This window comes from Pannonibacter anstelovis, from assembly GCF_036881715.1.
In the GTDB taxonomy this organism is placed as follows: Bacteria; Pseudomonadota; Alphaproteobacteria; order Rhizobiales; family Stappiaceae; genus Pannonibacter; species Pannonibacter anstelovis.
Map to the genome: position 1 here is coordinate 23,559 of NZ_JBAKBF010000009.1, position 24,137 is coordinate 47,695.

22 protein-coding genes are annotated in these 24,137 nt (G+C 61.8%); 9 read left to right on the top strand and 13 right to left on the bottom strand.

Annotated features, from left to right (window positions below):
- Positions 1-87 precede the first annotated feature (87 nt).
- From V6L75_RS14400 to V6L75_RS14425, 6 genes are all read right to left on the bottom strand, one after another.
- Entirely contained in the window at positions 88-1,476 is a 1,389-nt protein-coding gene (locus V6L75_RS14400; protein ID WP_334252185.1) for an aldehyde dehydrogenase family protein, read from the bottom strand.
- A gap of 90 nt (positions 1,477-1,566) precedes the next feature.
- On the bottom strand, positions 1,567-2,934 hold the full coding sequence (locus tag V6L75_RS14405; RefSeq protein ID WP_334252337.1) for a glutamine synthetase family protein: 1,368 nt from the start codon (positions 2,932-2,934) through the stop codon (positions 1,567-1,569).
- Between the two features lie 114 nt (positions 2,935-3,048).
- Entirely contained in the window at positions 3,049-4,098 is a 1,050-nt protein-coding gene (locus tag V6L75_RS14410) for a TRAP transporter substrate-binding protein (RefSeq protein WP_334252186.1), read from the bottom strand.
- Positions 4,099-4,322: 224 nt separating this feature from the next.
- Positions 4,323-5,660, bottom strand: coding sequence for a TRAP transporter large permease (locus tag V6L75_RS14415; RefSeq protein WP_334252187.1), 1,338 nt, complete (start codon positions 5,658-5,660; stop codon positions 4,323-4,325).
- Positions 5,660-6,256: a TRAP transporter small permease subunit gene (locus tag V6L75_RS14420; protein WP_334252188.1), complete on the bottom strand. Its 597-nt coding sequence runs from the start codon at positions 6,254-6,256 to the stop codon at positions 5,660-5,662. Before V6L75_RS14420 ends, V6L75_RS14415 begins: the two co-directional genes overlap by 1 nt.
- Complete coding sequence (locus tag V6L75_RS14425) at positions 6,249-7,049, bottom strand: N-formylglutamate amidohydrolase (RefSeq protein ID WP_334252189.1); 801 nt, start codon at positions 7,047-7,049, stop codon at positions 6,249-6,251. The genes V6L75_RS14420 and V6L75_RS14425 overlap by 8 nt, the downstream gene beginning before the upstream one ends.
- Positions 7,050-7,233: 184 nt before the next feature.
- On the opposite strand from V6L75_RS14425, the gene V6L75_RS14430 reads away from it, so the two are divergent.
- On the top strand, positions 7,234-8,091 hold the full coding sequence (locus V6L75_RS14430; protein ID WP_334252190.1) for a MurR/RpiR family transcriptional regulator: 858 nt from the start codon (positions 7,234-7,236) through the stop codon (positions 8,089-8,091).
- A gap of 104 nt (positions 8,092-8,195) precedes the next feature.
- Here V6L75_RS14430 and choV read toward each other — a convergent pair whose 3' ends face one another.
- From choV to V6L75_RS14445, 3 genes are all read right to left on the bottom strand, one after another.
- Entirely contained in the window at positions 8,196-9,227 is a 1,032-nt protein-coding gene (choV, locus tag V6L75_RS14435) for a choline ABC transporter ATP-binding protein (protein ID WP_334252191.1), read from the bottom strand.
- Positions 9,220-10,080, bottom strand: a complete 861-nt coding sequence (choW, locus tag V6L75_RS14440; RefSeq protein ID WP_334252338.1) for a choline ABC transporter permease subunit — start codon at positions 10,078-10,080, stop codon at positions 9,220-9,222. Before choW ends, choV begins: the two co-directional genes overlap by 8 nt.
- 167 nt (positions 10,081-10,247) lie before the next feature.
- On the bottom strand, positions 10,248-11,150 hold the full coding sequence (locus V6L75_RS14445) for a choline ABC transporter substrate-binding protein (protein WP_334252339.1): 903 nt from the start codon (positions 11,148-11,150) through the stop codon (positions 10,248-10,250).
- A gap of 296 nt (positions 11,151-11,446) precedes the next feature.
- Here V6L75_RS14445 and betI point away from each other — a divergent pair, with 296 nt between their 5' ends.
- The 3 genes from betI to betB all read left to right on the top strand — a co-directional run bounded on the left by betI (position 11,447) and on the right by betB (position 15,240).
- The gene (gene betI, locus V6L75_RS14450; RefSeq protein WP_334252192.1) at positions 11,447-12,058 is read left to right on the top strand and encodes a transcriptional regulator BetI; all 612 of its coding nucleotides are present in this window, start codon (positions 11,447-11,449) and stop codon (positions 12,056-12,058) included.
- Positions 12,055-13,713 (top strand): choline dehydrogenase, encoded by a 1,659-nt coding sequence (gene betA / locus V6L75_RS14455; RefSeq protein ID WP_334252193.1) that lies wholly within the window; start codon positions 12,055-12,057, stop codon positions 13,711-13,713. Before betI ends, betA begins: the two co-directional genes overlap by 4 nt.
- Positions 13,714-13,776: 63 nt before the next feature.
- The gene (gene betB, locus V6L75_RS14460) at positions 13,777-15,240 is read left to right on the top strand and encodes a betaine-aldehyde dehydrogenase (protein ID WP_334252194.1); all 1,464 of its coding nucleotides are present in this window, start codon (positions 13,777-13,779) and stop codon (positions 15,238-15,240) included.
- A gap of 984 nt (positions 15,241-16,224) precedes the next feature.
- On the opposite strand, the gene V6L75_RS14465 is transcribed toward betB, so the two are convergent.
- Positions 16,225-16,629, bottom strand: coding sequence for a hypothetical protein (locus V6L75_RS14465; protein WP_334252195.1), 405 nt, complete (start codon positions 16,627-16,629; stop codon positions 16,225-16,227).
- Positions 16,630-16,890: 261 nt separating this feature from the next.
- On the opposite strand from V6L75_RS14465, the gene V6L75_RS14470 reads away from it, so the two are divergent.
- The 5 genes from V6L75_RS14470 to V6L75_RS14490 all read left to right on the top strand — a co-directional run bounded on the left by V6L75_RS14470 (position 16,891) and on the right by V6L75_RS14490 (position 20,902).
- Positions 16,891-18,075, top strand: a complete 1,185-nt coding sequence (locus tag V6L75_RS14470; protein ID WP_334252196.1) for a BaiN/RdsA family NAD(P)/FAD-dependent oxidoreductase — start codon at positions 16,891-16,893, stop codon at positions 18,073-18,075.
- A gap of 76 nt (positions 18,076-18,151) precedes the next feature.
- On the top strand, positions 18,152-19,213 hold the full coding sequence (locus V6L75_RS14475; RefSeq protein WP_334252340.1) for a LacI family DNA-binding transcriptional regulator: 1,062 nt from the start codon (positions 18,152-18,154) through the stop codon (positions 19,211-19,213).
- A gap of 94 nt (positions 19,214-19,307) precedes the next feature.
- Positions 19,308-19,766 carry an Rrf2 family transcriptional regulator gene (locus tag V6L75_RS14480; RefSeq protein ID WP_334252197.1) on the top strand — a complete coding sequence of 153 codons (459 nt, stop codon included), beginning with the start codon at positions 19,308-19,310 and terminating at the stop codon, positions 19,764-19,766.
- Between the two features lie 448 nt (positions 19,767-20,214).
- A complete protein-coding gene (hemP, locus tag V6L75_RS14485) occupies positions 20,215-20,436 on the top strand; it encodes a hemin uptake protein HemP (protein WP_334252198.1) in 222 nt (73 codons plus the stop codon).
- 118 nt (positions 20,437-20,554) lie between these two features.
- On the top strand, positions 20,555-20,902 hold the full coding sequence (locus V6L75_RS14490; RefSeq protein ID WP_050472133.1) for a DMT family protein: 348 nt from the start codon (positions 20,555-20,557) through the stop codon (positions 20,900-20,902).
- 101 nt (positions 20,903-21,003) lie between these two features.
- Here the strand turns inward: V6L75_RS14490 and V6L75_RS14495 are convergent, their stop codons facing one another.
- The 3 genes from V6L75_RS14495 to V6L75_RS14505 all read right to left on the bottom strand — a co-directional run bounded on the left by V6L75_RS14495 (position 21,004) and on the right by V6L75_RS14505 (position 24,126).
- Positions 21,004-22,209, bottom strand: coding sequence for an ABC transporter substrate-binding protein (locus V6L75_RS14495; protein ID WP_334252199.1), 1,206 nt, complete (start codon positions 22,207-22,209; stop codon positions 21,004-21,006).
- 63 nt (positions 22,210-22,272) lie between these two features.
- Positions 22,273-23,238 (bottom strand): branched-chain amino acid ABC transporter permease, encoded by a 966-nt coding sequence (locus V6L75_RS14500; protein ID WP_334252200.1) that lies wholly within the window; start codon positions 23,236-23,238, stop codon positions 22,273-22,275.
- Between the two features lie 15 nt (positions 23,239-23,253).
- A complete protein-coding gene (locus V6L75_RS14505; protein ID WP_334252201.1) occupies positions 23,254-24,126 on the bottom strand; it encodes a branched-chain amino acid ABC transporter permease in 873 nt (290 codons plus the stop codon).
- Positions 24,127-24,137: the final 11 nt, after the last annotated feature.

The following is a 24,137-nucleotide window of genomic DNA, read 5'->3' on the forward strand; positions in this document are numbered from 1 at the left end:
GGGGGGCGAGAGGCTGCGGCCAAATTCAGGAGACTTGCGGCATCTGGCTTCGCCCGGAAGCTGTCCAGCCAGCGCCGCAAATCCCGTTTAGTGCTCCTTGCGCAGATGGAAGGACTTGGGCCGGGTCAGGTTGGCAAAGCCCACCTGCGACAGGGCCGCGCCCTTGCCGGTGTCCTTCACGCCGGTCCAGACAAGGCCCGGGTCCACATAGTCGCAGCGGTTCATGAAGACGGTGCCGGTGTCGATCTCGCCGCCGATCCGCTCGGCTGCATCGAGGTCTTCCGTCCAGATGGAGGCGGTGAGGCCATAGGGGCTGTCGTTCATCAGCTGGATGGCTTCCGCATCGTCCTTCACCTTCATGATGCCGACGACCGGGCCAAAGCTTTCCTCGCGCATCACCGACATCTGGTGATTGACATTGGTCAGCACCTGCGGGGCGAGGTAGGGCGTTCCGGCCTTGTCCATCGGGAAGGCGGACGTGTCGATATGCGCCTTGGCGCCCTTGCGCAGCGCCTCTTCCGTCTGCTCGCGTACCCAGGTGGCGAAGCGTGTCTGCGCCATGGGGCCGATGGTGGTTTCCGCATCAAGCGGATTGCCAAGCTTGTACTGCTTCGTCAGGTCCACGAAGCCGTCCACGAAGGCGTCGTAACGGCTTTCATGCACATAGATGCGCTCGATGCCGCAGCAGCACTGGCCGGAGTTGAAGAAGGCGCCATCCACCAGATTGGCGACGGCATAGTCGAGGTCGGCATCGGCCATGACATAGGCCGGGTCCTTGCCGCCCAGCTCCAGCCCCATGGTGGCGAAGGTGCCGGCCAGCGCCTTTTCAATGGCCTTGCCGCCTGCAACCGAGCCGGTGAAGTTGACATGATCGACAAGGCCGGACCCCAGCAGCTTCTCCGTGCCCTCGTGGGTCATGACGATGTTCTGGAACACGCCTTCCGGCAGACCGGCCTTCTTGAAGGCCTCGGCAAAGCGCTCGCCCACCAGCAGCGTCTGGGCCGCATGTTTCAGCAACACCACGTTGCCTGCCATCAGCGCCGGGAAGATGGTGTTTCCAGCCGTCAGGAACGGATAGTTCCACGGCGCAATGACCATGACGAGGCCCAGAGGCTCCATCTTGAGGTAGCGCTTGAAGCCGGGGCGCTCCGGCGGGACAATGTTCGCCAGCGCTTCCTTGGCGATGCTGGCCATGTAGCGGGCGCGCTCTTCCACGCCGCCCTTTTCACCGCCGAAGCGCACCGGGCGGCCCATCTGCCAGGCCAGTTCCGGGATGATGTCATCATTCATCGCCAGCAGCGCATCAAGCGCCTTGAGGCAGAGGCCGATGCGCTCGTCCAGCGGCGTTGCCGCCCAGCCTGGTTGTGCAGCCTTCGCCGCCGTTACCGCCCGGTCAACCGCTGCAGCATCAGCCGCCGCCCTTTCGGCGTAGACCGATCCATCGACCGGGGAGATGAGTTTCACCATTTCAGACATGAGATAACCTCAAAAAACACCGCCTCTCAGGCGGCAATGCTATGCCATGAGGCCACCCGGCTCCAGCCGGACACCTCTCCGGCGCGTTTCTCAGGCGCGTTCAAACCCGCGGGCCAACTCGTAATCCGTGACCACGCGGTCGAATTCTTCCTGCTCCCATTCCCCGGCGCGGGCGTAGTGCTCGACAACGCCGTCACCGAAAGCCTCACGCAGCATCTTCGACTTGCGCAAGGTCTCCGTCGCATCGCGCAGGGTGCGCGGGATCTGTTTCGCCTTCTGCGCCTGGTAGATATCACCGGTCATTGGCGGGGCAAGCTCCAGCTTTTCCTCGATGCCGCGAATACCAGCCGCGATCTGGGCCGCAAGGGCCAGATAGGGATTGAGATCGGAACCGCCAATACGGCATTCCACGCGCACGCCCTTGGTGCCTTCGCCGCAAAGGCGGAAACCGGCCGTACGGTTGTCGATGGACCAGACCGTGCGGGTGGGCGCGAAGGTGCCGCGCTGGAATCGCTTGTAGCTGTTCACATAGGGCGCCAGGAAATAGGTGTAGTCGCCTGCATATTTGATGAGGCCAGCCATGTAGTGCTTCATCAGTGCCGACATGCCGAGGCTGTCCGAAGCATCGAAGAAGGCAGGCTTGCCGTCGAGCGTCCACAGCGACTGGTGAATATGCGCGGAAGAGCCCGTGCGGTCCTTGTGCCATTTCGGCAGGAAGGTGACGCCATGGCCCTTCTGCCAGGCAATCTCCTTCACCGCATGTTTGGCGATGGTGTGATAATCAGCGCAGAGCATGGCGGGGGCATAGCGGATATTCAGCTCCTCCTGCCCGGCCTCAGCCTCGCCCTTGGTATTCTCCACCGGAATGCCAGCAGCATAGAGATGATTGCGCAGCGGGCGCATCACATGCTCTTCCTTGGTGGTGGCGAGGATGTGGTAATCCTCGTTATAGGCGGAGATCGGCTCCAGATCGCGGAAGCCGGACTTGCGGATCTCGTCAAAGCTCTTCTCGAACAGGAAGAACTCCAGCTCCGTCGCCATCATCGCCTGAAAGCCCATGTCCTTCAACCGGGCCACCTGACCCTTCAGCAGGGCGCGGGGCGAATGCGGCACGTCGGCGTGGGTGTGATGATCCTGCACGTCGCACAGCACCATGACCGTGCCTTCCAGCCATCCGAGACGGCGGATGGTGGAAAGATCCGGCTTCATCACATAGTCGCCATAGCCGCGCGACCAGCTGGTCGAGGCATAGCCTTCGACCGTGTACATTTCGAGGTCCGTTGCCAGCAGATAGTTGCAGCAATGGGTCTCGTCATAGGCGCTGTCGATGAAGTGGCGCGCGTGGAAGCGCTTGCCCATCAGGCGGCCCTGCATGTCGATGATACAGGCCAGAACCGTGTCGACCGTACCTTCCTGAACGGCCTGTTTCAGGGCGTCGAATGTCATGTTGGCAGCCATCTGGATGATCGTTCCGTTCATTCTTGAAAGTAACCAGGCGGCGCGGCCTTCCGCGCCGCCGTTGATCGCAGGCAGCAGCGCGAAGCTCCGCGCCGCTGCAGGCAGGACAGTGGATCAGCCGTAACGGTACGGACGGCCGGCCTTGGCCATGGCTGCGTTGTATTTCTTGATGATCTCGACCACTTTTGCCTTGGTCTCGGACTCGGCGGCGATCTCTTCCCAGAACTTGGCCGCTGCGGTTTCAACCGTCGCCCATTCCTCGTCCGGAATGGAGGTCAGCTGCAGCTTGGTGCCATTGACGCGCAGGTCCGCCTCGCCGCCCCAGTACCACCACTGGCGGTAGAGATGGGAGGAGTCCATGGCGAGCTGCAGCATGATCTTCAGATGATCCGGCAGCTCGTTCCAGCGCTCCATGTTGGCGAAGAAGTGGCCGATCCAGGCACCGGAGATATTGTTGGTGAGGAAGTACTTGGTCACATCCGCCCAGCCGACGGTGTAATCTTCGGTGATGCCGGACCACGCGATGCCGTCCAGTTCACCGGTCTGAACCGCCGTCTGGATGTCTTCCCAGGGCAGGGTGACCGGCACGACGCCGAACTGCGACAGGAAGCGGCCGGCGGTCGGGAAGGTAAAGATGCGCTTGCCCTTGAGATCGGCCAGGGAATTGATCGGATCCTTGGTGGCAAAGTGGCACGGGTCCCAGGCACCGGCGGAAATGTGCTTCACGCCGACGCGCGCATATTCCTCTTCCCAGATTTCCTTGAGGCCATACTGGTTGAACAGCACCGGCACATCGAGCGAGTAGCGCGTGGCAAAGGGGAAGTAGCCGCCGAAGACAGTCACCTCGGTGGGCGAGGCCATGGAATCGTCATCGGACTGTACCGCATCGATGGTGCCCTTCTGCATGGCGCGGAAGAGTTCGGAGGTCGGCACCAGCTGGTCGGCGTAGAACAGCTCGATCTCCATCTGGCCGTTGGCCGCCGCATTGAAGGCGTCGATGGCAGGCTTGATCACGTGCTCGCCGAGGGCAGGACCGGCATAGGTCTGCAGGCGCCACTTGATCGGAGCCTGGGCGAGAACCGCCGGAGCGGCCAGCGTGGTGGCGCCCGCCGCAACAGTTGCGCCAAGGCCCGCATTCTTCAGGAATTCACGTCTGCTGGTCATGTCTGCTAACTCCCCTGTTGGTCATGCCCTGATGGACATTCATGATGCGCCAGACGGGTGCCTTTGCGGCCATTGTTGTTGCATGTCCGGCTTCCCCTGAGCGGCGGGCATTGCGGATTGCCCCGCGCCCGCTCCGGTTTCAGTCCTCCCCTTCCGCCCCGGCTCCGCCCGAAAGCGGAGTAAGCGGCTTGCCTTGCCTGCACGCGGGCTCGCGCCCCCGTGCCCTATCCGTAGACCTGCTGCGGCAGCCAGAGCGCCACCTGCGGAAACAGCATGATGATAACAAGCGCCAGCAGCATCACCAGAACAAACGGGACGATGGAGGCGTAGATGTCGCTGAGCCTGATCTCCGGCGGCGCCATGGCGCGCATCAGGAACAGGTTGTAGCCGAAGGGCGGCGTCATATAGGCGATCTGAGTCGTGATCGTGTAGAGCACGCCGTACCAGATCAGCACCTGATCGGGCGGGAGGCCGAGGTCGAGCTTGGCCACCAGCGGCACGTAAAGCGGCGCGACGATCACCAGCATGGCGGTGTCGTCCAGGAACGTGCCCATGATCAGGAACGACACCTGCATCAGGATCAGGATGGTCCAGGGGTTGAGCCCCAGTTCCACCGTGAAGAAGCTTTCGATCGCCTTCACCGCCCCAAGCCCGTCGAACACGGCGCCAAAGCCGAGTGCGGCAAGGATGATCCACATGAACATGCAGGAAATCAGCAGCGTCTGGCGCACGCAGGACTGGAAGATCTGCAGCGTCATCCGCCGTTTCAGGATGGCAAGCGCAAAAGCGGCTATCGCGCCGATGGCCGAGCTTTCGACGAGGCTGGTCCAGCCCTTGACGAAAGGCACCATCATGATGAGGAAGATGCCTATGGGCAGAAGGCCGGCCGTCAGCAGCCGCAGCTTTTCGGCCATGGGGATGTTGCGCTCTTCCACCGGCAGCGCGGGCCCAAGCTTGGGCTGAAGGGCGCAGCGCACGGCCACATAGAGGATGAACATGGCCGCCATCATGAGGCCCGGCAACACACCTGCCAGCCACAACTGGCCCACGGGTGCGCGGGCGATCATGGCATAGAGCACCAGCACCACAGATGGCGGCACGAGGATGCCGAGAGATGACCCGGCCTGAATGACGCCGGAAACCATCCGCTTGTCATAGCCGCGCCGCAACAGTTCCGGCAGGGCGATGGTGGCACCAATGGCCATGCCGGCAACCGACAGACCGTTCATGGCAGAGACCAGCACCATCAGCAGGATCGTGCCGATGGCAAGACCGCCGTTCACCGGGCCCATCCACACATGGAACATGCGGTAGAGGTCTTCGGCGATCCTCGATTCCGACAGCACATAGCCCATGAAGATAAACATCGGCAGGGTCAGCAGCGGATACCAGGCCATCAGCTTCATGGCCTGTGCGAAGGGAATGTCGTAGGAGCCGGTGCCCCACAGGGCCAGCGAGGCGATGGTGGCAATGCCGCCGATGGCCCCGAAAACGCGCTGCCCGGTGAGGAGCATCAGCATCATCGAGGAGAACATCAGGATGGCGATCATCTCGTAGGACATCAGATTTCCTCCCCACGGATGCGCGCAACGTCCTTCAGGAACTCCGAGAAGGCCTGCATGAGCATGAGCAGGAAACCGAGGCACATGACGAACTTGATCGGCCAGAGATAGGGCCGCCAAGCGGTGCGGCTGCGCTCCAGATAGCCCATCACCTCGCCCGCAGCCTCGCTGCCGCCGGTAACATAGGCCTGGATCAGCTCACCAAAAAAATGAAAGGGCTGATCACCGAAGTAGCCAAGCGAATAGGCAGCCGAACCAACCGCCCCATAGAGCAGTACGCCGAGATAAAAGATCAGGAGGAAGACGGTGAAGGCATCGAACCAGGCCTTCTTCTTCAAGGACCATTCTGCATAAAACAGGTCCATCCGCACGCTGCCACCCGCCTGCATCGCATAGGGGCCGCCGAGGATGTAATAGGCGACCATGGCAAATTGTGCGGCTTCCAGAGTCCACAGCGAAGGCTGAAAGAAGGTCTTGGAAATGGACGACCACAGCAGGATCGCCATCAGGATGAACAGCCCGTACATGACGAGCTTGCCGAGCCCCTGATTGAAGCCATCAACCCAGCGGATATAGGCAAGGGCTGCCTTAGGCATTTTGCCCCTCCCCGCCACCGGCAAGGCTTGCATGCGCAGCTTCCAGAATGCGGGCGAGTCTTGCGCCCCACTGCAGTTCCTGCTGCGCCGTCACCAGCTCGTTGTTGCGCACCTCGATCATGACACAGGCCCGGCCTTTGGATTCCCCATGCCGGTTCACTGTGTAATAGACGCCGTCAGCGGGGGAATAGGGCTCATTGTCGCCCACCGTCAGCCCGCCTTCGGACTTGAGTGCACAGATCAGAAAATCGGCCAGCCGCCGGTCTTCTGCAGCAATGATGCCGATCTCCCAGGGGCGGCTGACGCCCTTATAGACCGGGGTGTAGGTGTGCACCGAAACAACGATGCTGGCCTGTCCGCGCGCCTCACGCTCGGCAAGCACGGCTTCCGCCGCAGCATGGAACGGGGCATGCGCCAGCGCGATGCGCTTCTGCTTCTCTGCGTCCGTCAGGTTTTCATTGCCGGGAATACGGGTCGTCTCGCTGACCGCAGGGATCAGGTCATGGGCATCATGCTGGCGGTTGCAGTCGATGATGAGCCGCGACACCAGCGGATAGATCAGCGGCGCATCCAGAAGCCGCGCCATCTCGCGGGCGGTGCCGAGTGCACCCGGGTCCCAGGCAATATGCGCAACACGGGCTTCCGGGCTGAGGCCAAGGTCGCCATACTCCGGCGGGATCACGTTGGAGGCGTGATCAACCAGCAGAACAAAATCGCTCTGTCCGTGGCGGTTCTCGATGGAAATGGCCGCACCTGTGCCGTGCTCCGGCTGCGGTTCCCCTGCCTGCCCCATAGCTGCTCCCGATACCTCTGGCGGCCAGATCTACGCTTGTATTTTTTGTTACAGATTTGCGAAGTCCGGCTGCGTGTGTATGATTTGATACACAGTTTGAAGCCGTGTCAAACACAAAACGACGGCATCAGGCCAACACGTGCAACCTGCCTCTGCAAGCGGCAGATGCAAGCGGGAACAGCCCATGGAACGCGCACTGACCGAGGAAATCCGGGAGCGGCTGGATGAGTTCACCACCACCGAGCGGCGGGCGGCAGTGGCACTGCTGGCCAATTACCCGATGCTGGGGCTGGAGACGGTTGCTCAGTTCGCGGAGGCCGCAGGCGTCAGTTCTCCGACAATCCTGCGCTTCGTGGCGAGGCTCGGCTTTCCCGGCTTTGCCGATTTCCAGAAGCGGCTGCGCGCAGAGCTTGAGAACCAGCTGAAATCCCCGCTCGCACGCGATCCGGCACTGCCGGAAACTGGCTCTGGCTGCGGCAATGCCTTTGCCGACAAGCTGGTCGAGAACCTGCGTGAGACATTCCAGCATCTGCCGCAGAAGGACATTGAAGCCTTTGTCCGGCTGCTTGCGGACGAAAAGCGGACGATCCACCTCATTGGCGGACGCTTCACCGATGCGCTTGCACGCTATATGGCCGCGCACCTGCGCATCGTGCGCCCCGGCGTGCAGCATGTGGCCGGGCAGGAAGGCAACTGGCTGGACCAGCTGATCGGCATGGGGCCAAAGGATGTGCTGGTCGTTTTCGACATCCGCCGCTATCAGACCGAAATCATCCGCTTTGCCGAAGCCGCTGCCCGGCAGGGGGTGACGGTGGGGCTGATCACCGACAGCTGGATGTCTCCAATCGCCCGCATTGCCGCCCACGTTCTGCCCGCCCGCGTCGCCGTACCGTCGCCGTGGGATTCTTCAACCGCCCTGATGGCCATTGCTGAGGCGCTGATTGCCGGTGTGACCCAGGAAAACTGGGTCCGCAGCGAGCAGCGCATGAAAGCCCTCGAAGCCCTCCGCCACGCCCGCGACCCGGAACGCCCGGCGGATTGAGGGAATTGCGAATGCGGAGGAGCCCCACCCCCGCACTATCCCTATCGGTCATGCCGATGCTCTAACAATGGTATGACGGCCGAAAGGCAGAAGCCCGCCTCCCCTCACCCCATTGCCGCCAGCAGTTCCCCCTCGCGGATGAGGCCTGCAGGCACGCCGCCATCGAGCACGACGACAGGGCCTGCCGACTGGCGTTTGAGGGCTATGACCTCGCGCAGGGGCGTAGCAAGATCGCAGCGGGAACAGTCTTCTGCGGCAGCTGCCTGAGCCTCCAGCGGCACCATTACATCCTGCGCCCGCAGCACGTTGAGCGGATTCATGTGGGCGACGAAATCCGCCACATAAGGCGTGGCCGGAGAGCGGACGATCTCCTGCGGCGTGCCGAGCTGGATGATCCGTCCTCCTTCCATGATGGCAATGCGCGAACCGATCTTGGCCGCTTCATCGAGGTCATGGCTGACGAAGACGATGGTGCGGTGGAGCTTGCTCTGCAGCTCCAGAAGCTCATCCTGCAGCCGGTCGCGGATCAGCGGATCCAGCGCCGAGAAGGGCTCGTCCATCAGCAGGATCGGCGCATCCGTGGCAAAGGCACGGGCGAGGCCGACGCGCTGCTGCATGCCGCCAGACAGCTCGTGCACCTGTTTGCCGCCAACGCCCGCAAGACCGACCAGCTCAAGCTGCTCGGCCACCTTGCGCCGCCGCTCGGCCACCGGCATGCCAGCCACCTCCAGGCCGAAGCCGACATTTTCCGCCACCGTGCGCCAGGGAAGCAGGGCAAACTGCTGGAACACCATGGCCACCCGGCTGCGGCGCAACCGGCGCAGGCGCTCCGGGCCGCAGGTGGCCGGATTGACCAGCCCGTCCTCGTCCCGCACCAGCGCCTCGCCCCGGATGACCGGGTTGAGCCCGTTGACGGCGCGCAGCAATGTGGACTTGCCCGACCCGGACAGGCCCATCAGTACAATCACCTCGCCCGGCATGATGTCGAACGTGGCCCCGGCGACGCCCAGCGTCTGGCCGGTTTCTTTCTGGATTTCGGCGCGGGTGCGGCCTGCATCGATCAGCGGCAGCGCGGACTTCGGATCAGAGCCGAAGACGATGTCGACATTGCGGAAGGAAACGGCAGCTTCAGTCATTCGCGCCTCCCTTGCGGGTCTTGCCCGACCGGCCCTTGAAGAAACGGTCGAGCACGATGGCGACCAGAACGATGGCAACGCCCACCTCGAAGCCCATGGCGATGTTGACCGAGTTGAGCGCCCGCAGCGTCGGCACGCCAAGGCCATTGGCCCCCACCAGCGCGGCAATCACCACCATCGACAGGGACAGCATGATCGTCTGTGTCAGGCCGGCCATGATCTGCGGCAGGGCAAAGGGAAGCTCCACCTTCCACAGCAGCTGCCACCGCGTGGTGCCGAAGGCCTCCCCCGCTTCAAGAAGCTGTGTGGGCGTCGAGGACACACCAAGCTGGGTCAGGCGGATCGGCGCAGGCAGCGCGAAGATCACCGTGGCAATCAATCCCGGCACCATGCCGAGACCGAACAGAATGAGCGCGGGAATGAGATAGACGAAGGTCGGGATCGTCTGCATCAGATCGAGCACCGGCTGAAGGAAGGCATAGAAGCGCGGGTTATGCGCCGCCACGACACCAATCGGCACGCCCACTGCCATGCAGATTGCTGTCGAGCCGAGCACCAGCGCCAGCGTATCCATGGTGGCTTCCCAGTAGCCCTGATTGATGATCAGCAGCAGGGAGCCCAGCACCAGCAGCGGAAAGCCGATGTTGCGGCGGACCACATAGGCCAGCAGGGTCACAACGGCGACGAGGACGAGAGGGTGCGGCGTTTGCAGGCACCAGAGGATGCCGTCGATCAGGCCTTCGATGGCAAAGGCGATGGCATCAAACACCATGTAGGCATGGGTCGTCAGCCAGTCGACCACGGATTTGGCCCAAAGGCCGATCGGAATTTTGTGGCTGGTCAGCCAGTCCACGGCCTGCGAGAGCGGGGAGCCCCCTGCCTGTGCCGTGGAGAAAAAGGAAAGGTCAGGAAAGGACAATATTCACCCCCTTCCAGCCGGATCGGGGCGTCCGGCCAGTCAACGTGTCATCCAGCCGGGAGCGGCCTTGCAGGCCACTCGCCGGAGCAGAGCGGGTGGAATCAGAGACCGAGGGCCTGCTTCACGGCCGGAATGGCCTCGCCGCCGTCACGGGTTGTCACACCCGCAAGCCAGCCTTCGAAGCTGGCCGGATTGGCCTTCAGCCACGCCGTTGCCGCCTTGGCGGGATCAGCACTCTCGTTCAGGATCGCGCCCATGATCTCGTTTTCCATCTCAAGGGTGAACTCGAGATTGGTCAGCAGCTTGCCCACATTGGCGCATTCGGCAACATAGCCCTGGCGCACATTGGTGTAGACGGTGGCGCCGCCATAGTTGGGGCCAAACACGTCATCGCCGCCTTCCAGATAGGCGATCTCGAAATTGGCATTCATCGGATGCGGTGCCCAGCCCAGGAAGACCACATCTTCCTTGCGCTTGGTGGCACGGGCGACCTGCGCCAGCATGCCCTGCTCTGAGCTTTCCACCACCTCGAAATCCTTCAGGCCGAACTGGTCCTGATCGATCATGCCGATGATGAGACGGTTTCCGTCGTTTCCAGGCTCGATACCGTAGATCTTGCCGTCCAGACTGTCCTTGAACTTGGCGATATCAGCGAAGCTCTTGAGGCCCTTGTCATAGGTATATTGCGGCACGGCGAGCGTGTATTTGGCGCCCTCCAGATTGGCGCGAACCGTCTCCACCGAGCCATCCTCACGATAGGGGGCGATGTCGGCTTCCATGGTCGGCATCCAGTTGCCCAGGAAGACGTCGATGTCCTTGTTCTTGAGCGATGCATAGGTGACCGGGACGGAGAGGATCTTGATGTCCGTCTCGTAGCCCAGCGACTGGAGAAGCGTGGTGGTGACGGCGGTTGTTGCGGTGATGTCGGTCCAGCCAACATCCGAGAACCGCACCATCTTGCAGCTTTCAGGTTCCAGCGCCATGGCGCTGCTCGTCAAGGTCATGGCAAGGGCAAAACCCGCTGCCGTCCCGGCGATGAAAGTGGATCTACGCTTCATCCGGTTCTTTCTCCTGCTTTCGCGTTGACGCCCTGTAATAACAGGACTCGTCCCCGGTGTTCACGGTCAAATGAACCCGGCAGGACCCCTTATGCAATGGGGAACCTTTTCTATGCCCGTCTTTGCGGTGCGGTTTACCCCTCTGGATTTTGCTAATGAAACATTTTGCCGCAGGCTTGGCAAGTTTTGATTGATTGATCGATCAATTAAAAATATCCATAGGGCATGGAAAGGAGTGCCTGATGCCGAAAATCGGGATGGAAGCGGAGCGCCGCCGCACCCTCATCGAAGCGACGGTGGACGCGATTCACGAGACGGGCTTCTGTGATGTGACGATTGCCCAGATCGCCCGCCGCGCCGGCGTGTCCGGCGGACTGGCTCACCACTATTTTGGCTCGAAGGATCAACTGCTTGCGGCCACCATGCGGCACCTGCTGCATGAGCTGGGCCAGGGCATCCGCGCAAGGCTTGCCGCAGCCTCGACCCCGCGTGAGCGGATCTCGGCCATTATCGCCGGGAACTTCGATCCAGAGCAGTTCCGCGAGGCTGTGATTGCCGCGTGGCTGTCGTTCTACGCGCAGGCCCAGACAGCCGAATCCAACCAGCGCCTGCTGCGCATTTATGCTGCGCGTCTGACCTCCAACCTGACCTTCAACCTGAAGGCCTTCCTGTCTGCGAGAGATGCAGCGGAGGTCGCTGAAGGCACCGCATCCATGATCGACGGCGTGTGGATCCGGCAGGCCCTGAGCCGGAAATCGCCGGACAGGGAAACCGCCATCCGCATGGTTGAGGACTATGTGGAAGCGCAGATCCGCATGCGTAAATCCGGAGCCGGGAACGAGGTGCAGCCATGAGCGGATATGACTTCATCATCGTGGGGGCAGGCTCTGCGGGCTGCGCCATGGCCGCGCGCCTGTCGGAGGACCCTGCAAACCGCGTTCTGGTGCTGGAATTTGGCGGCACGGATGCCGGGCCCTTCATCCAGATGCCGGCCGCCCTCTCCTATCCCATGAACATGCGCCGCTATGACTGGGGCTTTGCCAGCGAGCCGGAGCCGCATCTGGGCGGCCGCGTGCTGGCCACCCCGCGCGGCAAGGTGATCGGCGGCTCGTCTTCCATCAACGGCATGGTCTATGTGCGCGGCCACGCGAAGGACTTCGACACCTGGGAGGACATGGGTGCCAGCGGCTGGGGCTACCGGCATGTGCTGCCCTACTTCCAGCGGATGGAGAATGCCAAGGCCGGTGATGATGGCTGGCGCGGGCGCAGCGGCCCCCTGCATGTGCAGCGCGGGCCCAAGCACAATCCGCTGTTCAATGCCTTCATCGAAGCCGGGCGGCAGGCGGGCTACGAGACCACCGCCGACTACAACGGCGAGAAGCAGGAAGGCTTCGGCGACATGGAGATGACCGTCTACAAGGGTCAGCGCTGGTCCGCCGCCAATGCCTATCTGAAGCCCGCCCTCAAGCGCGGCAATGTGGAGCTGATCACCGGCGCGCTTGTTCGGCGGGTAGTGATCGAGAATGGCCGGGCCACAGGCGTGGAATATCAGCGCGGCAGCGGCGCGCCGCAGGTCGCCCATGCCCGGCGCGAGGTGATCATCTCCGCCTCCTCGATCAACTCGCCCAAGCTGCTGATGCACTCCGGCATTGGCCCCGCGCAGCATCTGAAGGACCACGGCATCGAAGTCGTGGCCGACCGGCCCGGCGTTGGTGCCAACCTGCAGGACCATCTGGAGCTTTACCTGCAGCAGGCCTGTACCCAGCCGATCACGCTCTACAAGCACTGGAATCTCATCTCCAAGGCGCTGATCGGGGCGCAGTGGCTGTTCACAGGAACGGGGCTTGGCGCCTCCAACCAGTTCGAGGCCTGCGCCTTCATCCGCTCGAAGGCCGGCATCGACTATCCGGACATCCAGTTCCACTTCATCCCCTTTGCCGTGCGCTATGACGGCAAGGCAGCGGCGGAGGGGCATGGCTTCCAGGCCCACGTCGGGCCGATGCGCTCCAAGTCCCGTGGCGAAGTGCGGCTCAGAAGCGGTGATCCGCTGGACAAGCCGTCGATCCGCTTCAACTACATGTCTCATGCCGATGACTGGGCGGATTTCCGCGCCTGCATCCGCCTGACGCGGGAGATCTTCGGGCAGGAGGCTTTCACCCCCTTCCGGGGCAAGGAAATCCAGCCCGGCAGCCATCTGCAGAGCGATGAGGAGCTGGACGGCTTCATCCGCGAGCATGTGGAAAGCGCCTACCATCCCTGCGGCACCTGCCGCATGGGAGCCAAGGACGATCCCATGGCGGTGGTGGACCCGGAATGCCGGGTGATCGGCGTCGATGGGCTGCGGGTCGCAGACAGCTCCATCTTCCCGCAGGTGACCAACGGCAATCTCAACGCCCCCTCGATCATGGTGGGTGAGAAAGCTTCGGACCATATCCTTGGCCGCACGCCCCTGCCCGCCTCCAATCAGGAACCGTGGATCCATCCGGACTGGCAAAACAGCCAGCGTTGATCCAAAAGACCGAACACAAGAGTGCCCGAAGCGGCACCCAGTCAACAGAACGGAGCGAAGCCCATGCGCGCGCAACCCGCAGCCTCCCACTATATCGGCGGCGCCTATGTGGAGAGCCCCGAAGGCTCTGCATTCGACAGCATCTACCCGGCCACCGGCGAAGTGATCGCCCGGCTGCATGGCGCAGATGACGCCACCATCGAGGCGGCCATCGCAGCCGCCCGCGAGGGACAGAAGCTCTGGGCCGCAATGCCTGCCACGGAGCGCGGCCGGGTGCTGCGCCGGGCGGCGGACATCCTGCGCCAGCAGAACCGGGAGTTGAGCGAGCTTGAAACACTGGACACTGGCAAGCCCTTGCAGGAAACGCTCATCGCCGATGCGGCTTCCGGCGCGGACTGCCTTGAATATTTCGGCAATCTCGCCGCCACGCTGACCGGCGAGCACATCGATCTTGGCGGCTCCTTCGCCTACACCCGCCGCGAGCCGCTGGGCATCTGCGTTGGCATCGGCGCCTGGAACTACCCGATCCAGATCGCCTGCTGGAAGGCCGCTCCTGCCCTTGCCTGCGGCAATGCCATGATCTTCAAGCCCTCGGAAGTGACGCCGCTCTCCGCCCTGAAGCTGGCTGAAGCGCTCACGGAGGCTGGCGTTCCTGCCGGGGTGTTCAACGTGGTGCAGGGCGCGGGCGATGTGGGAGCAAAGCTCGTCTCCCATCCGGCTGTGGCCAAGGTCTCCGTCACCGGCTCCGTGCCGACGGGCCGCAAGGTGGCTGGCCTTGCGGGCTCCAGCCTCAAGCATCTGACGCTGGAACTCGGCGGCAAGTCTCCGCTGATCCTGTTCGATGATTGCGATCTCGAAAGCGCCGTCTCGGCGGCGATCAACGCCAATTTCTATTCCACCGGACAGGTCTGCTCCAACGGCACCCGCGTCTTCGTGCAGAAGGGCCTGAAGGACGCCTTCCTGAAGCGCCTTGCCGAGCGCACCGCCAATGCGGTGATGGGTGACCCGCTGGACGAGGCCGTCAACCTCGGCCCGCTCGTGTCAAAGGCGCAGTATGACAAGGTGCTGGGCTACATGAAGCTGGGCCAGGACGAAGGCGCAAGGCTCGTCTGCGGCGGCAAGGCCGCGCAGGTGCCGCAGTTCCCGCAGGGCCTGTTCGTCGAGCCGACCGTCTTTGCCGATGTTCAGGACTCCATGCGTATTGCCCGTGAGGAAATCTTCGGCCCGGTGATGTGCGTGCTCGATTTCGAAACGGAAGAAGAAGTCATCACCCGCGCCAACGCCACCGAATTCGGCCTCGGCGCCGGCGTCTTCACCCGCGACATCCAGCGCGCCCACCGGGTCATCGGCCAGCTTCAGGCCGGCACCTGCTGGATCAACACCTACAACCTCACCCCCATCCAGATGCCCTTCGGCGGTTTCAAATCCTCCGGCATCGGCCGCGAAAACGGCCACGCGGCCATTGCCCACTACAGCCAGATCAAGAGCGTCTACGTGGAGATGGGATCGACTGAGGCGGCTTATTGAGGGGGAATGATCTCGTGAGCTGACGGGGGCACAAATCTCGTTTGAAGCTGGTCAGAATTTTTGGACAAAACGGCAGCCTATTTGACGTGCTCTATCGCTCAATCGACAAGAGTTGACGCGCAATCAAGGCGCGTCAGGCAAAATCTTGAGTGACGCTTCGATCGAAACCTCACGCATGAGCCAATGCATTGTCTGGTTTCATTGCGCTCACGAACGCGACCGTGGCTTGCGTTTTGACTTGCTCAAAAAGTTGGTCAGTACGCTCTCTGCCGGGGTTAAAAATGGCGCAAGATATTGATTTACAACATTAAAATTACTCAGAACCACTCATCAAACGAGTGGCACCATTTCTCAAATAAAAGAGTTGCCAAGCGAAGCTAGCTTCGCTTGGCATTTTACCCCCAACGAGGCTGCAGATGAAAGGTTGTCGCGCTTCAACCAGCCATCAGGATGCGGCTTAGGGACATGAAGTTATTGCCTTTCTAAGTCGCTAGATTTTAAACCCGCATTTGCAGGCTGATCATCTTCTGCCGCCAGCATGCCGAGCCATTCTTGCCTCCTTTCTCCCTACCGCGGGCTTCGAAGTTAGTTTGATCCGCAAACGACGCGCCAACGTCATTTGCGAGGCTTTCCTCCAATTGTTTGGAAGTTTCTTGAAGCGTGGATACCGCCACTTATAATGCATTGAATTCAATTGGATTAATAAGTACTGAGTTGACAATCTGCGAGCAATCGACTATGATTTTTTATACAGAAAGGATGCCAAGCGAAGCTAGCTTCGCTTGGCCTTTTACCCCCTATGGGGCTGCCGATGGAAGGTTGGCGCACTTCAACCAGCCACCGGGATGCTTTTTTTGGGCATGAAACAACCCCTTTCTCAGTTGTAAGATGTTGATCCCACAAATGGGGCCTCAGCATCTTCTGACGATGACATACCAAGCCATTCTTGCCTCCTTTCTCCCTACCGCGGGCTTCGAGGTTAGTTTAATCCGCAAACGACGCGCCAACGTCGTTTGCGGGGCTTTCCTCCAATTGTTTGGAGGTTTCTTGAACGGGCAATTGCCACTGCCCATTGCTGTTTCGTTCAACCAATTCCTCCCCCTTAAGACGTGACAGCGTTGATGCGACGGACGCTTGAGAAGAATTAAAGCCGCTTTTCGCGTGAACAGCCGCTGCGACCTCCTCGGTTGTCAGTGGCCCATCGGCCAGAACCTGAACAATCACCTCTTTGAGGGTCATTTTCACTTCTGTCAGGCGAGGCGTATGCATTACAGTCCCTTCAAGGGCTGCGATCGCAGTGTCAAATTCTTTAAGGGTCGCGCGCAAAGCAGTAAGCTGCTCAGCCACTTGCGCGCGTTCTGCTTTTAGCTTTTCAAGCAAGCTCGACATGATCAATCCCCGACACTCTTAATGAGGTAACAATAACATATCACCGCAAACGCGCAAGCCAAATTTGATTGATTGGAATTTTTTTTGATCGTCAAATCAAAATGACAACCGAATGTTGACTTTCGTAAATTGCAACGTCTTTTGTGAGCATCTCCCCAGGTTGATTGATTGTCAATTGTCGTAAGCGGGTGGCTGTCAAATAAGTAGCATGCCCTCATCCCCCCGCTAGCCGTCCCACCGGCAAAGCCCTATAAGCAGCCCATGACCGATATTGATGTTCTTGTGCTCGGCGCCGGGGCGGCCGGGTTGATGTGTGCGATTGAGGCGGGAAAGCGGGGGCTTTCCGTGCTGGTGATCGACCATGCCAAACGCCCGGCGGAGAAGATCCGGATTTCCGGCGGCGGGCGGTGCAATTTCACCAACCTGCACACCACGCCGGCCAATTTCCTGTCGCAGAACCCGCGCTTCTGCGTTTCGGCGCTGAAGCGCTATACGCCGCAGCATTTCCTCAAGCTGGTGGAGGCGCACCGCATTCCCTGGCATGAGAAGACCCTCGGCCAGCTGTTCTGCGACAACGCCGCCATGGACATCATCCACATGCTGCTGCGCGAGGCGGAGGCGGCAGGCGTGAAGCTGTGGATGGAAACGTCCTTTACCGCCGTCAGCAAGCCGGATGACCGGTTTTCCGTTGCCACCTCACGGGGGGCCCTGCGCACCCGGGCGCTGGTGGTGGCGACCGGCGGGCCGTCGATCCCGAAGATGGGCGCCACCGGCATCGGCTACGAGATTGCAAAGCAGTTCGGCCTTGCCGTGGTTCAGCCCCGCCCCGCGCTGGTGCCGCTGACCTTTTCGGACGACAACAAGATCCTCTGCACCAAGCTTGCGGGTGTGTCGGTGGATGCGGTCGTCAGCTTCGGCAAGACGCGCTTCCGCGAGGGGCTGCTCTTCACGCACCGGGGGCTTTCCGGCCCGTCGGTCCTGCAGATCTCGTCCTACTGGCGCGAAGGGCAGCCGATCACCGTTGATCTGCTGCCGCAGACCGATGTGTTTGCCGCGCTGAAGGCGGGCAAGACCAGCCACGGCAAGCAGGATGTGCGCACTGCGCTTGCCGGGCTTTTGCCCAAGCGGCTGGCCGAGGAGCTGAGCGCGGCCCATGGCTTTGGCGGACGGCTGGCAGATCAGCCCGACAAGGTGCTGCAGAGGACGGGCAGCGCAATCAACAGCTGGCAGCTGCTGCCAGCCGGAACGGAAGGCTACCGCACGGCGGAAGTGACATTGGGCGGCGTGGACACCACCGCCCTCTCCTCCCGCTCCATGGAAGCCAATGATGTGCCGGGGCTTTATTTCATCGGCGAGGTGGTGGATGTGACCGGTCATCTCGGCGGCTTCAATTTCCAGTGGGCCTGGGCCTCGGGCCATGCGGCAGGACAGGCTGTCCTCGGCTGAAAGCAGCACTTGCTGCATTGCACAAAATTGCTGACAAGCCCGATGCGGCCGCTATAGTCGGGGCAGCTGGGGAGTGATGATGCAGCGTGTGACCATTCATGATGTGGCGGCGCGGGCCGGAGTGAGCCTTGCCACCGTCGACAGAGTGCTGAACGGCAGGCCGGGTGTGCGGGCCGCAACGGTGGAGCGGGTTGAAACAGCCGTGCGGGAGCTGGGCTATACGCCCGATGTCCATGCCGCCAATCTTGCCAAACGGCGCCGCTACCGGCTGCATTTCCTCATTCCCCAGAGCACCAACGCCTTCATGGAAGACCTGAAGCGCGAGGCGGAACAGGTGGCGCTGCGTGTTGCGGGCGAACGGGTGGTGATGACCATCACCCCCATTGATGCCTTCGACAGCCATTCGGTCGCCGGAACGCTGGCCGTACTCGACAAGAGCATCTGCGACGGGGTGGCCGTCGTAGCGCCAAGCTCGCCGGAAGTGCGCGCCGCCATCGACCGGCTGGCCATGCGGGATGTGCCGGTGGTCACCCTCATCTCTGATCATCCGGCCTCGGCGCGGGCGCATTTTGCAGGCATCGACAATGTGGCGGCAGGCCGCTCTGCCGGGCAGCTGCTCGCCCGGTTCATTGCCGGCAACCGCCCCGGCTCAACGGCCAAGGTCGGCTTCATTGCCGGCTCGCTGGGCCTGCGTGACCATGCGGAGCGCCACGGCAGCTGCCTTGAGGTGCTGGAAGAGCTTCAGCCCGGCTTGCAGGCCCTGAAAGTGCGTGAGGGGCGCGACGACAACGAGCGGACACGCGACATCACCCTGCGCCTGCTCGACGAGCATCCGGACCTTGAAGGGCTCTACAATGCAGGCGGCGGCAACCGGGGTGTCATTTCAGCACTGGAGGAACGCGGCGTGGAACGGCAGGTAACCTTCATCGCCCATGAACTGACGCCATACACGCGCCGGGCGCTGCTGAACGGCACCATTGACGCGCTGATCGCGCAGAACCCCGGTCACGAGATCCGCAGCGCAGTCCGGGTGCTGAAGGCGTTGATTGACGGCACACCGGTGATCGCGGAACAGGAGCGGATAGGCATCGACATCTTTTTGCCGGGGAATCTCCCCCCGGAGACGGCCAAAAACTGACGTATCGGCACCAATGCCGTGAGCCGCAGAATGCTGCGGTCCTTACGCGTTTATCCCATTGACGGTAGCCCCTGTTGAGGACATATTAAAACCTATGCGTCTTACTCAACAAACCAACTATGCCGTTCGCACGCTGATGTACTGCGCAGCGAACCCGGACCGTCCCAGCAAGGTGGCAGAAATTGCCGCCAGCTTCGGTATGTCCGAAACGCACCTCTTCAAGATCATGAAGATCCTGGTGGATGCGGACCTCATCAAGACCTTGCGCGGCCGCAACGGCGGGATTGTTCTGGCAAGACCTGCCGACAAGATCACGCTCGGCGAGGTCGTGCGGGTTGCCGAAGAATCCTTCTATCTTGCCGAGTGCTTCAACTCCGGCCGGAAGGATTGCCCGATCCTGACGACCTGCGGCTTCAACGGCGTTCTGCATGAGGCGCTGGAAGCCTTCATGGACGTGCTGGACAGCAAGACCATCGAAGACATCTCCGAGAACCGCACGGACCTGCGCCAGCTGCTGAACATCGGCGAAATTTCTCTCGCCGCCGCCAGCTGACCGGTTCCCTGCTACGGCAGGCCGCAAGGCGATTGAATTGAGACGCCGGTCCCGACAGGTCCGGCGTTTTTTCTTGGGCAGCAACGGTCAGGCGGCCACGCAGCATCAACCGGAGGGTTGTGCTCGGATGACTGTCTGTTGCGGGAAATCTGTTCGGGAAGAGATTGCCTCAAGGGGCAGCAAACGGGCCCGCAGGCCTCCCCGCTTGAAGCGGGGAACGCCGGGCTGGCTTGCTGTCTGAGGGAGAGGAGAAAACAGCTGGCTTGCCAGGCATTTTGACTGAAGGTCAGCCTCCTGAGAGCGTGTGGTTCGAAGGACGCGATTTCCGAAGCACCGCCGCTCAGGCCTTGTCTTGATAGCTTATTATGAGTATTACAGTCAAGTTAAATGTTGCGGGCGCACCGCACATTGGAACTTGTCCAAACTGTTGAGCTGTCGAGGTAATTTCATGCGCCACGTTCCCCCTTCCCATGCCGTGTCCAGCCAGAACAGCCTGCGCCAGGAGAAACTGAGCCTTCCGGGAATGCGCAAGAGCGCAGCGGCAGAGCATAACGGCATGCTGGAAAGCACATCCCTGTTCAAGGGCTCGCGCGAAGTGCGCATCCGGCACAATGACGAAACCTACCGGCTGACGATCACCAAGCTTGGCAAGCTGATTCTCACAAAATGACGCAGGGAGGGGTCACGAAGGCCTTGCGCGCGCCGCCAACTGCGCGCAAGTGAAGGCGCTGGCTCGCGGCAGGAATCATGCCCGGCCAGCGCCTTTTCTTGCCGGAGTGCATCCTGACATGGCTTCCCTTCCCGTTCCGCTGGTGACCATCGGTCTCCTGCTTGCCTCCAACATATTCATGACTTTCGCCTGGTACGGCCATCTGAAGTTCAAGAGCACCGCGCTCTGGATCGTCATCATGGTCAGCTGGGGCATCGCCTTTTTCGAATATTGCCTGCAGGTTCCTGCCAACCGCATCGGCTACGGCTATTTCAATGCCGCCGAACTGAAGACCATTCAGGAAGTCCTGACGCTGACGGTCTTCGTGCTCTTCTCCGTGTTTTATCTGGGTGAGCCGCTGCGCTTCAATCACCTGATCGGCTTCTCGCTGATCGCCGTTGGCGCGGGGTTCATCTTCCGCGGCTGATCAAAGCCGCATCCAAACGAAAACCGGCAGCCTATGGGCCGCCGGTTTCATGTGATCGTTTATGCCAAGTGCCAGCCCAGCCTTGGGCCGGACACCTCACATCACTTCATTTCGGTCAGGACTTCGAAGCCGTTGGCGCCGACCTTGAACAGGGAGTAAGCGCCCGGAACATCGCCGGCCTCGTCGAAGGAATGTTCGCCTGCAGCGCCCTGATAGTCGATGGCCTTGCCAGCGGCGATCAGCTCCTTGGCCTTCTTCCACTCGCCCGGCAGGATCGGCTCGCCGCCTTCAGCGCCGGCAACCTGACGGATGGCAGCAGCCACCTTGGACTTGTCACCGCCAGCCTTTTCGATGGCCAGAGCCATCAGGAAGGCGGCGTCATAGGAGGTGGTAACGAAGATCGCATCCGGATCACCGCCCTTGGCCTTGAAGGCTGCATTGAAGGCTTCGAGGGCTGCCGACTTCTCGCCAACCGGCGAGGAAGCAACGAAGGTGGCGAGGTTGTCTGCGCCCAGCTCGCGGATCGGAGCGTCGGACTTCATGCCGTCGCCGCCGACGAACTTCTCGAAGAAGCCGTTTTCCAGCGCTTCGCGCAGCATGGTCAGGCCGCTGCCGTCACCATAGTCGAAGATGACGAGCGTATCGGCGCCGCCCTGGGCGAGCTCGGCAAGGTTGGACCGGTAGGAGGCCTTCTCGCCTTCATGGGCAGCGAAACCTGCGATCTCGCCGCCGATGGCTTCGTACTCGGCCTTGAAGGCATTGGCGAGGCCGGAGCCGTAGTCGTTGTTGAGATAGGCAACGGCCACCTTGCCGTAGCCCTGAGCCTTCAGGGTACGGGCGAGAGCACGGCCCTGGAAGTCGTCGGACGGCACGGTGCGGAACACGGTGTCATTGTCCTTCAGGCCGGTGATTTCCGGCGAGGTGCCCGATGGGGTGATCAGCGCGATACCGGCCGGAATGGTGACCGAGTTGGCTGCGGCAATTACGGCGCCCGAGCAATGCGGGCCAACGACGCCGACAACGCCGTCGATGTTCACGGCCTTGGTGGCTGCGTCCGTGCCGTTCTGCGGGTTGCAGGCGCTGTCGCCGATGACCGGCACGAGCTTTTCACCGGCGAGGATGCCGCCCTGCTCGTTGACTGCGGAAATTGCCAGCTGGGCCGAATCAACCATCGCCGGAGCCATAGCAGCGATCGGGCCGGAAATGCCGCCGAGCAGGCCAATCTTCACATCTGCCTTGGCCGGAACGCTGGCCAGAGCAGTCGCGGCCAGGAGAGAACCTGCCAGAGCGAGAAGCTTATGCGTCATTTCATTACCTCCACAAAGCGGGGGCTTTTGCCCCTCATTGCAAACTTTAGTCCCGCGGCCAGGTCAGGCACCAGTCCCCTGCTTCTGCGGCCTGGGCGGGTTGTCCGGAAGAGTTTCCGGCAACAGCCCCTCGGAGCGGAAGCGCAGGACCAGCTGCAGCATCAGTCCGATGAGGAAGACGCGGATGTACTTGGCCTTGACCGCATATTCATGCGGCAGGCGGTCCGTTGCAATCTCTGAAACAGACCAGATGATCCATACAATCGCCGCACCCAGGATTGCGCCCTTGTTATTTCCCGATCCGCCGAGGATCAGCATGATCCAGACGAGGAAAGTGGCAATCATCGGGTCGATGGCTTCCGGGGTGATCGAGCGGTTGAAATGGGCAAAGAGCGCCCCGCCCAGCCCCATGAGCGCCGCGCCGAAGATGAAGGACTGCAGGCGGCGGTAGGCAATGTCCTTGCCCATGGCCGTGGCTGCCAGCTCGTTGTCACGGATCGCGCGCATCATGCGGCCCCAGGGCGAAGCAATCTGCCGCTGGATCATCATGTAGGCAATGCCCAGCACCACAATGACAATCGCCAGATAGGCCATCTGCGACTGCACATAGGGCAGATCGCCGAAGGGGCGCGGAATGCCGGTGATGCCGCGCGCGCCGCCCGTCAGTGCGTCTTCAGACTTGATGACGAGGCGGATGATCTCGGCAATGCCGATCGTGGCGATCGCCAGATAGTCGGAACGGAAGCGCAGGCAGATCTTGCCAATCGGCCAGGCGATGGCGCCCGCCGCCAGCATGGCACCGGCCCAGCCCAAAAGTACCGGCAGGTCAAAGCCGCCGAGCCGGCCATCCACATGCGGGCTGGTCAGGATGGCGGAGGTATAGGCCCCGACCGCGAAGAAGCCCGCGATGCCGGCATTGAACAGGCCGGTGAAGCCCCACTGAATGTTCAGCCCCAGCGCCAGAAGCGCGTAGATGCCGATGAAGACGCCCATGAACAGGGCATAGTTTGCAAGGCCGATGAGTTCCATGGCGCAATCTCCCTGTCAGAGGACCTTGCCGCGCAGCAGGCCCGTGGGCCGCACAAGCAGCATGAACAGCAGGATGGCAAAGGCCATCCCCGCCTTGTACTCACTCGGAATGAACATCACGGACATCTCTTCCGCGATGCCGACGATCAGCCCTCCGAGCACAGCCCCTTCCACACGCCCGACGCCGCCCAGAATGGCGGCGGCAAACATCGGCAGCAGCATGGACCAGCCCATCATCGGCTTCAGTTCCGTGTTGAGACCGAGGAACACGCCTGCAGCCGCGCAGAGGCCACCGGCAATGATCCAAGTCAGCATGACGACCTTGCGGTTGTCGATGCCCGACAGCAGAGCCAGGTTCGGATTGTCCGACATGGCCCGCATGGCCTTGCCCCACTTGGAGCGGGACAGGAACAGCTGAAGCCCGGCCACCAGAAGCAGCATGGCGATGAGCGTGTAGATCTCCCGGTCGCGCACGCGGATGCCGAAGTAATTCTCCGGCCGCACCAGCCCGCGGGAATAGGTCTGGGTATCGACACCCCAGACCACCTGCACCACGGCACGGACCATAAGCGCCGCACCCAGCGTCGCCATCACGGTGATGATTTTCGGCCGGTTGCGCAGATGCTCATAGAACACCTTGTCGAGACCCACGGCCACGCCCGCCGTCGCCAGGATGGCGAAGGGCAGTGCCGCCAGAGGTGGAATGCCAAGGGCTGTCACCAGCGCCAGAGCCAGGAAGGCACCGAGCGTTGCCAGATCACCATGGGCCAGATGCGCAAAGCGCAGGATCGCAAACACCAGCGTGATGCCGACGGCGCCCAGCGCATAAATGGAGCCCATGACGAGCCCCGGCACGATGTAGAAATTGATGAAATCCAGAAAGGTCATCTTGTCTCAGC

Coding starts and splice junctions, on each gene's coding strand:
- V6L75_RS14400 (WP_334252185.1), bottom strand. CDS start 1,476: ATGTCTGAAATGGTGAAACTCATCTCCCCGGTCGATGGATCGGTCTAC.
- V6L75_RS14405 (WP_334252337.1), bottom strand. CDS start 2,934: ATGGCTGCCAACATGACATTCGACGCCCTGAAACAGGCCGTTCAGGAA.
- V6L75_RS14410 (WP_334252186.1), bottom strand. CDS start 4,098: ATGACCAGCAGACGTGAATTCCTGAAGAATGCGGGCCTTGGCGCAACT.
- V6L75_RS14415 (WP_334252187.1), bottom strand. CDS start 5,660: ATGTCCTACGAGATGATCGCCATCCTGATGTTCTCCTCGATGATGCTG.
- V6L75_RS14420 (WP_334252188.1), bottom strand. CDS start 6,256: ATGCCTAAGGCAGCCCTTGCCTATATCCGCTGGGTTGATGGCTTCAAT.
- V6L75_RS14425 (WP_334252189.1), bottom strand. CDS start 7,049: ATGGGGCAGGCAGGGGAACCGCAGCCGGAGCACGGCACAGGTGCGGCC.
- V6L75_RS14430 (WP_334252190.1), top strand. CDS start 7,234: ATGGAACGCGCACTGACCGAGGAAATCCGGGAGCGGCTGGATGAGTTC.
- choV (WP_334252191.1), bottom strand. CDS start 9,227: ATGACTGAAGCTGCCGTTTCCTTCCGCAATGTCGACATCGTCTTCGGC.
- V6L75_RS14445 (WP_334252339.1), bottom strand. CDS start 11,150: ATGACCTTGACGAGCAGCGCCATGGCGCTGGAACCTGAAAGCTGCAAG.
- betI (WP_334252192.1), top strand. CDS start 11,447: ATGCCGAAAATCGGGATGGAAGCGGAGCGCCGCCGCACCCTCATCGAA.
- betA (WP_334252193.1), top strand. CDS start 12,055: ATGAGCGGATATGACTTCATCATCGTGGGGGCAGGCTCTGCGGGCTGC.
- betB (WP_334252194.1), top strand. CDS start 13,777: ATGCGCGCGCAACCCGCAGCCTCCCACTATATCGGCGGCGCCTATGTG.
- V6L75_RS14465 (WP_334252195.1), bottom strand. CDS start 16,629: ATGTCGAGCTTGCTTGAAAAGCTAAAAGCAGAACGCGCGCAAGTGGCT.
- V6L75_RS14470 (WP_334252196.1), top strand. CDS start 16,891: ATGACCGATATTGATGTTCTTGTGCTCGGCGCCGGGGCGGCCGGGTTG.
- V6L75_RS14475 (WP_334252340.1), top strand. CDS start 18,152: ATGATGCAGCGTGTGACCATTCATGATGTGGCGGCGCGGGCCGGAGTG.
- V6L75_RS14480 (WP_334252197.1), top strand. CDS start 19,308: ATGCGTCTTACTCAACAAACCAACTATGCCGTTCGCACGCTGATGTAC.
- hemP (WP_334252198.1), top strand. CDS start 20,215: ATGCGCCACGTTCCCCCTTCCCATGCCGTGTCCAGCCAGAACAGCCTG.
- V6L75_RS14490 (WP_050472133.1), top strand. CDS start 20,555: ATGGCTTCCCTTCCCGTTCCGCTGGTGACCATCGGTCTCCTGCTTGCC.
- V6L75_RS14495 (WP_334252199.1), bottom strand. CDS start 22,209: ATGACGCATAAGCTTCTCGCTCTGGCAGGTTCTCTCCTGGCCGCGACT.
- V6L75_RS14500 (WP_334252200.1), bottom strand. CDS start 23,238: ATGGAACTCATCGGCCTTGCAAACTATGCCCTGTTCATGGGCGTCTTC.
- V6L75_RS14505 (WP_334252201.1), bottom strand. CDS start 24,126: ATGACCTTTCTGGATTTCATCAATTTCTACATCGTGCCGGGGCTCGTC.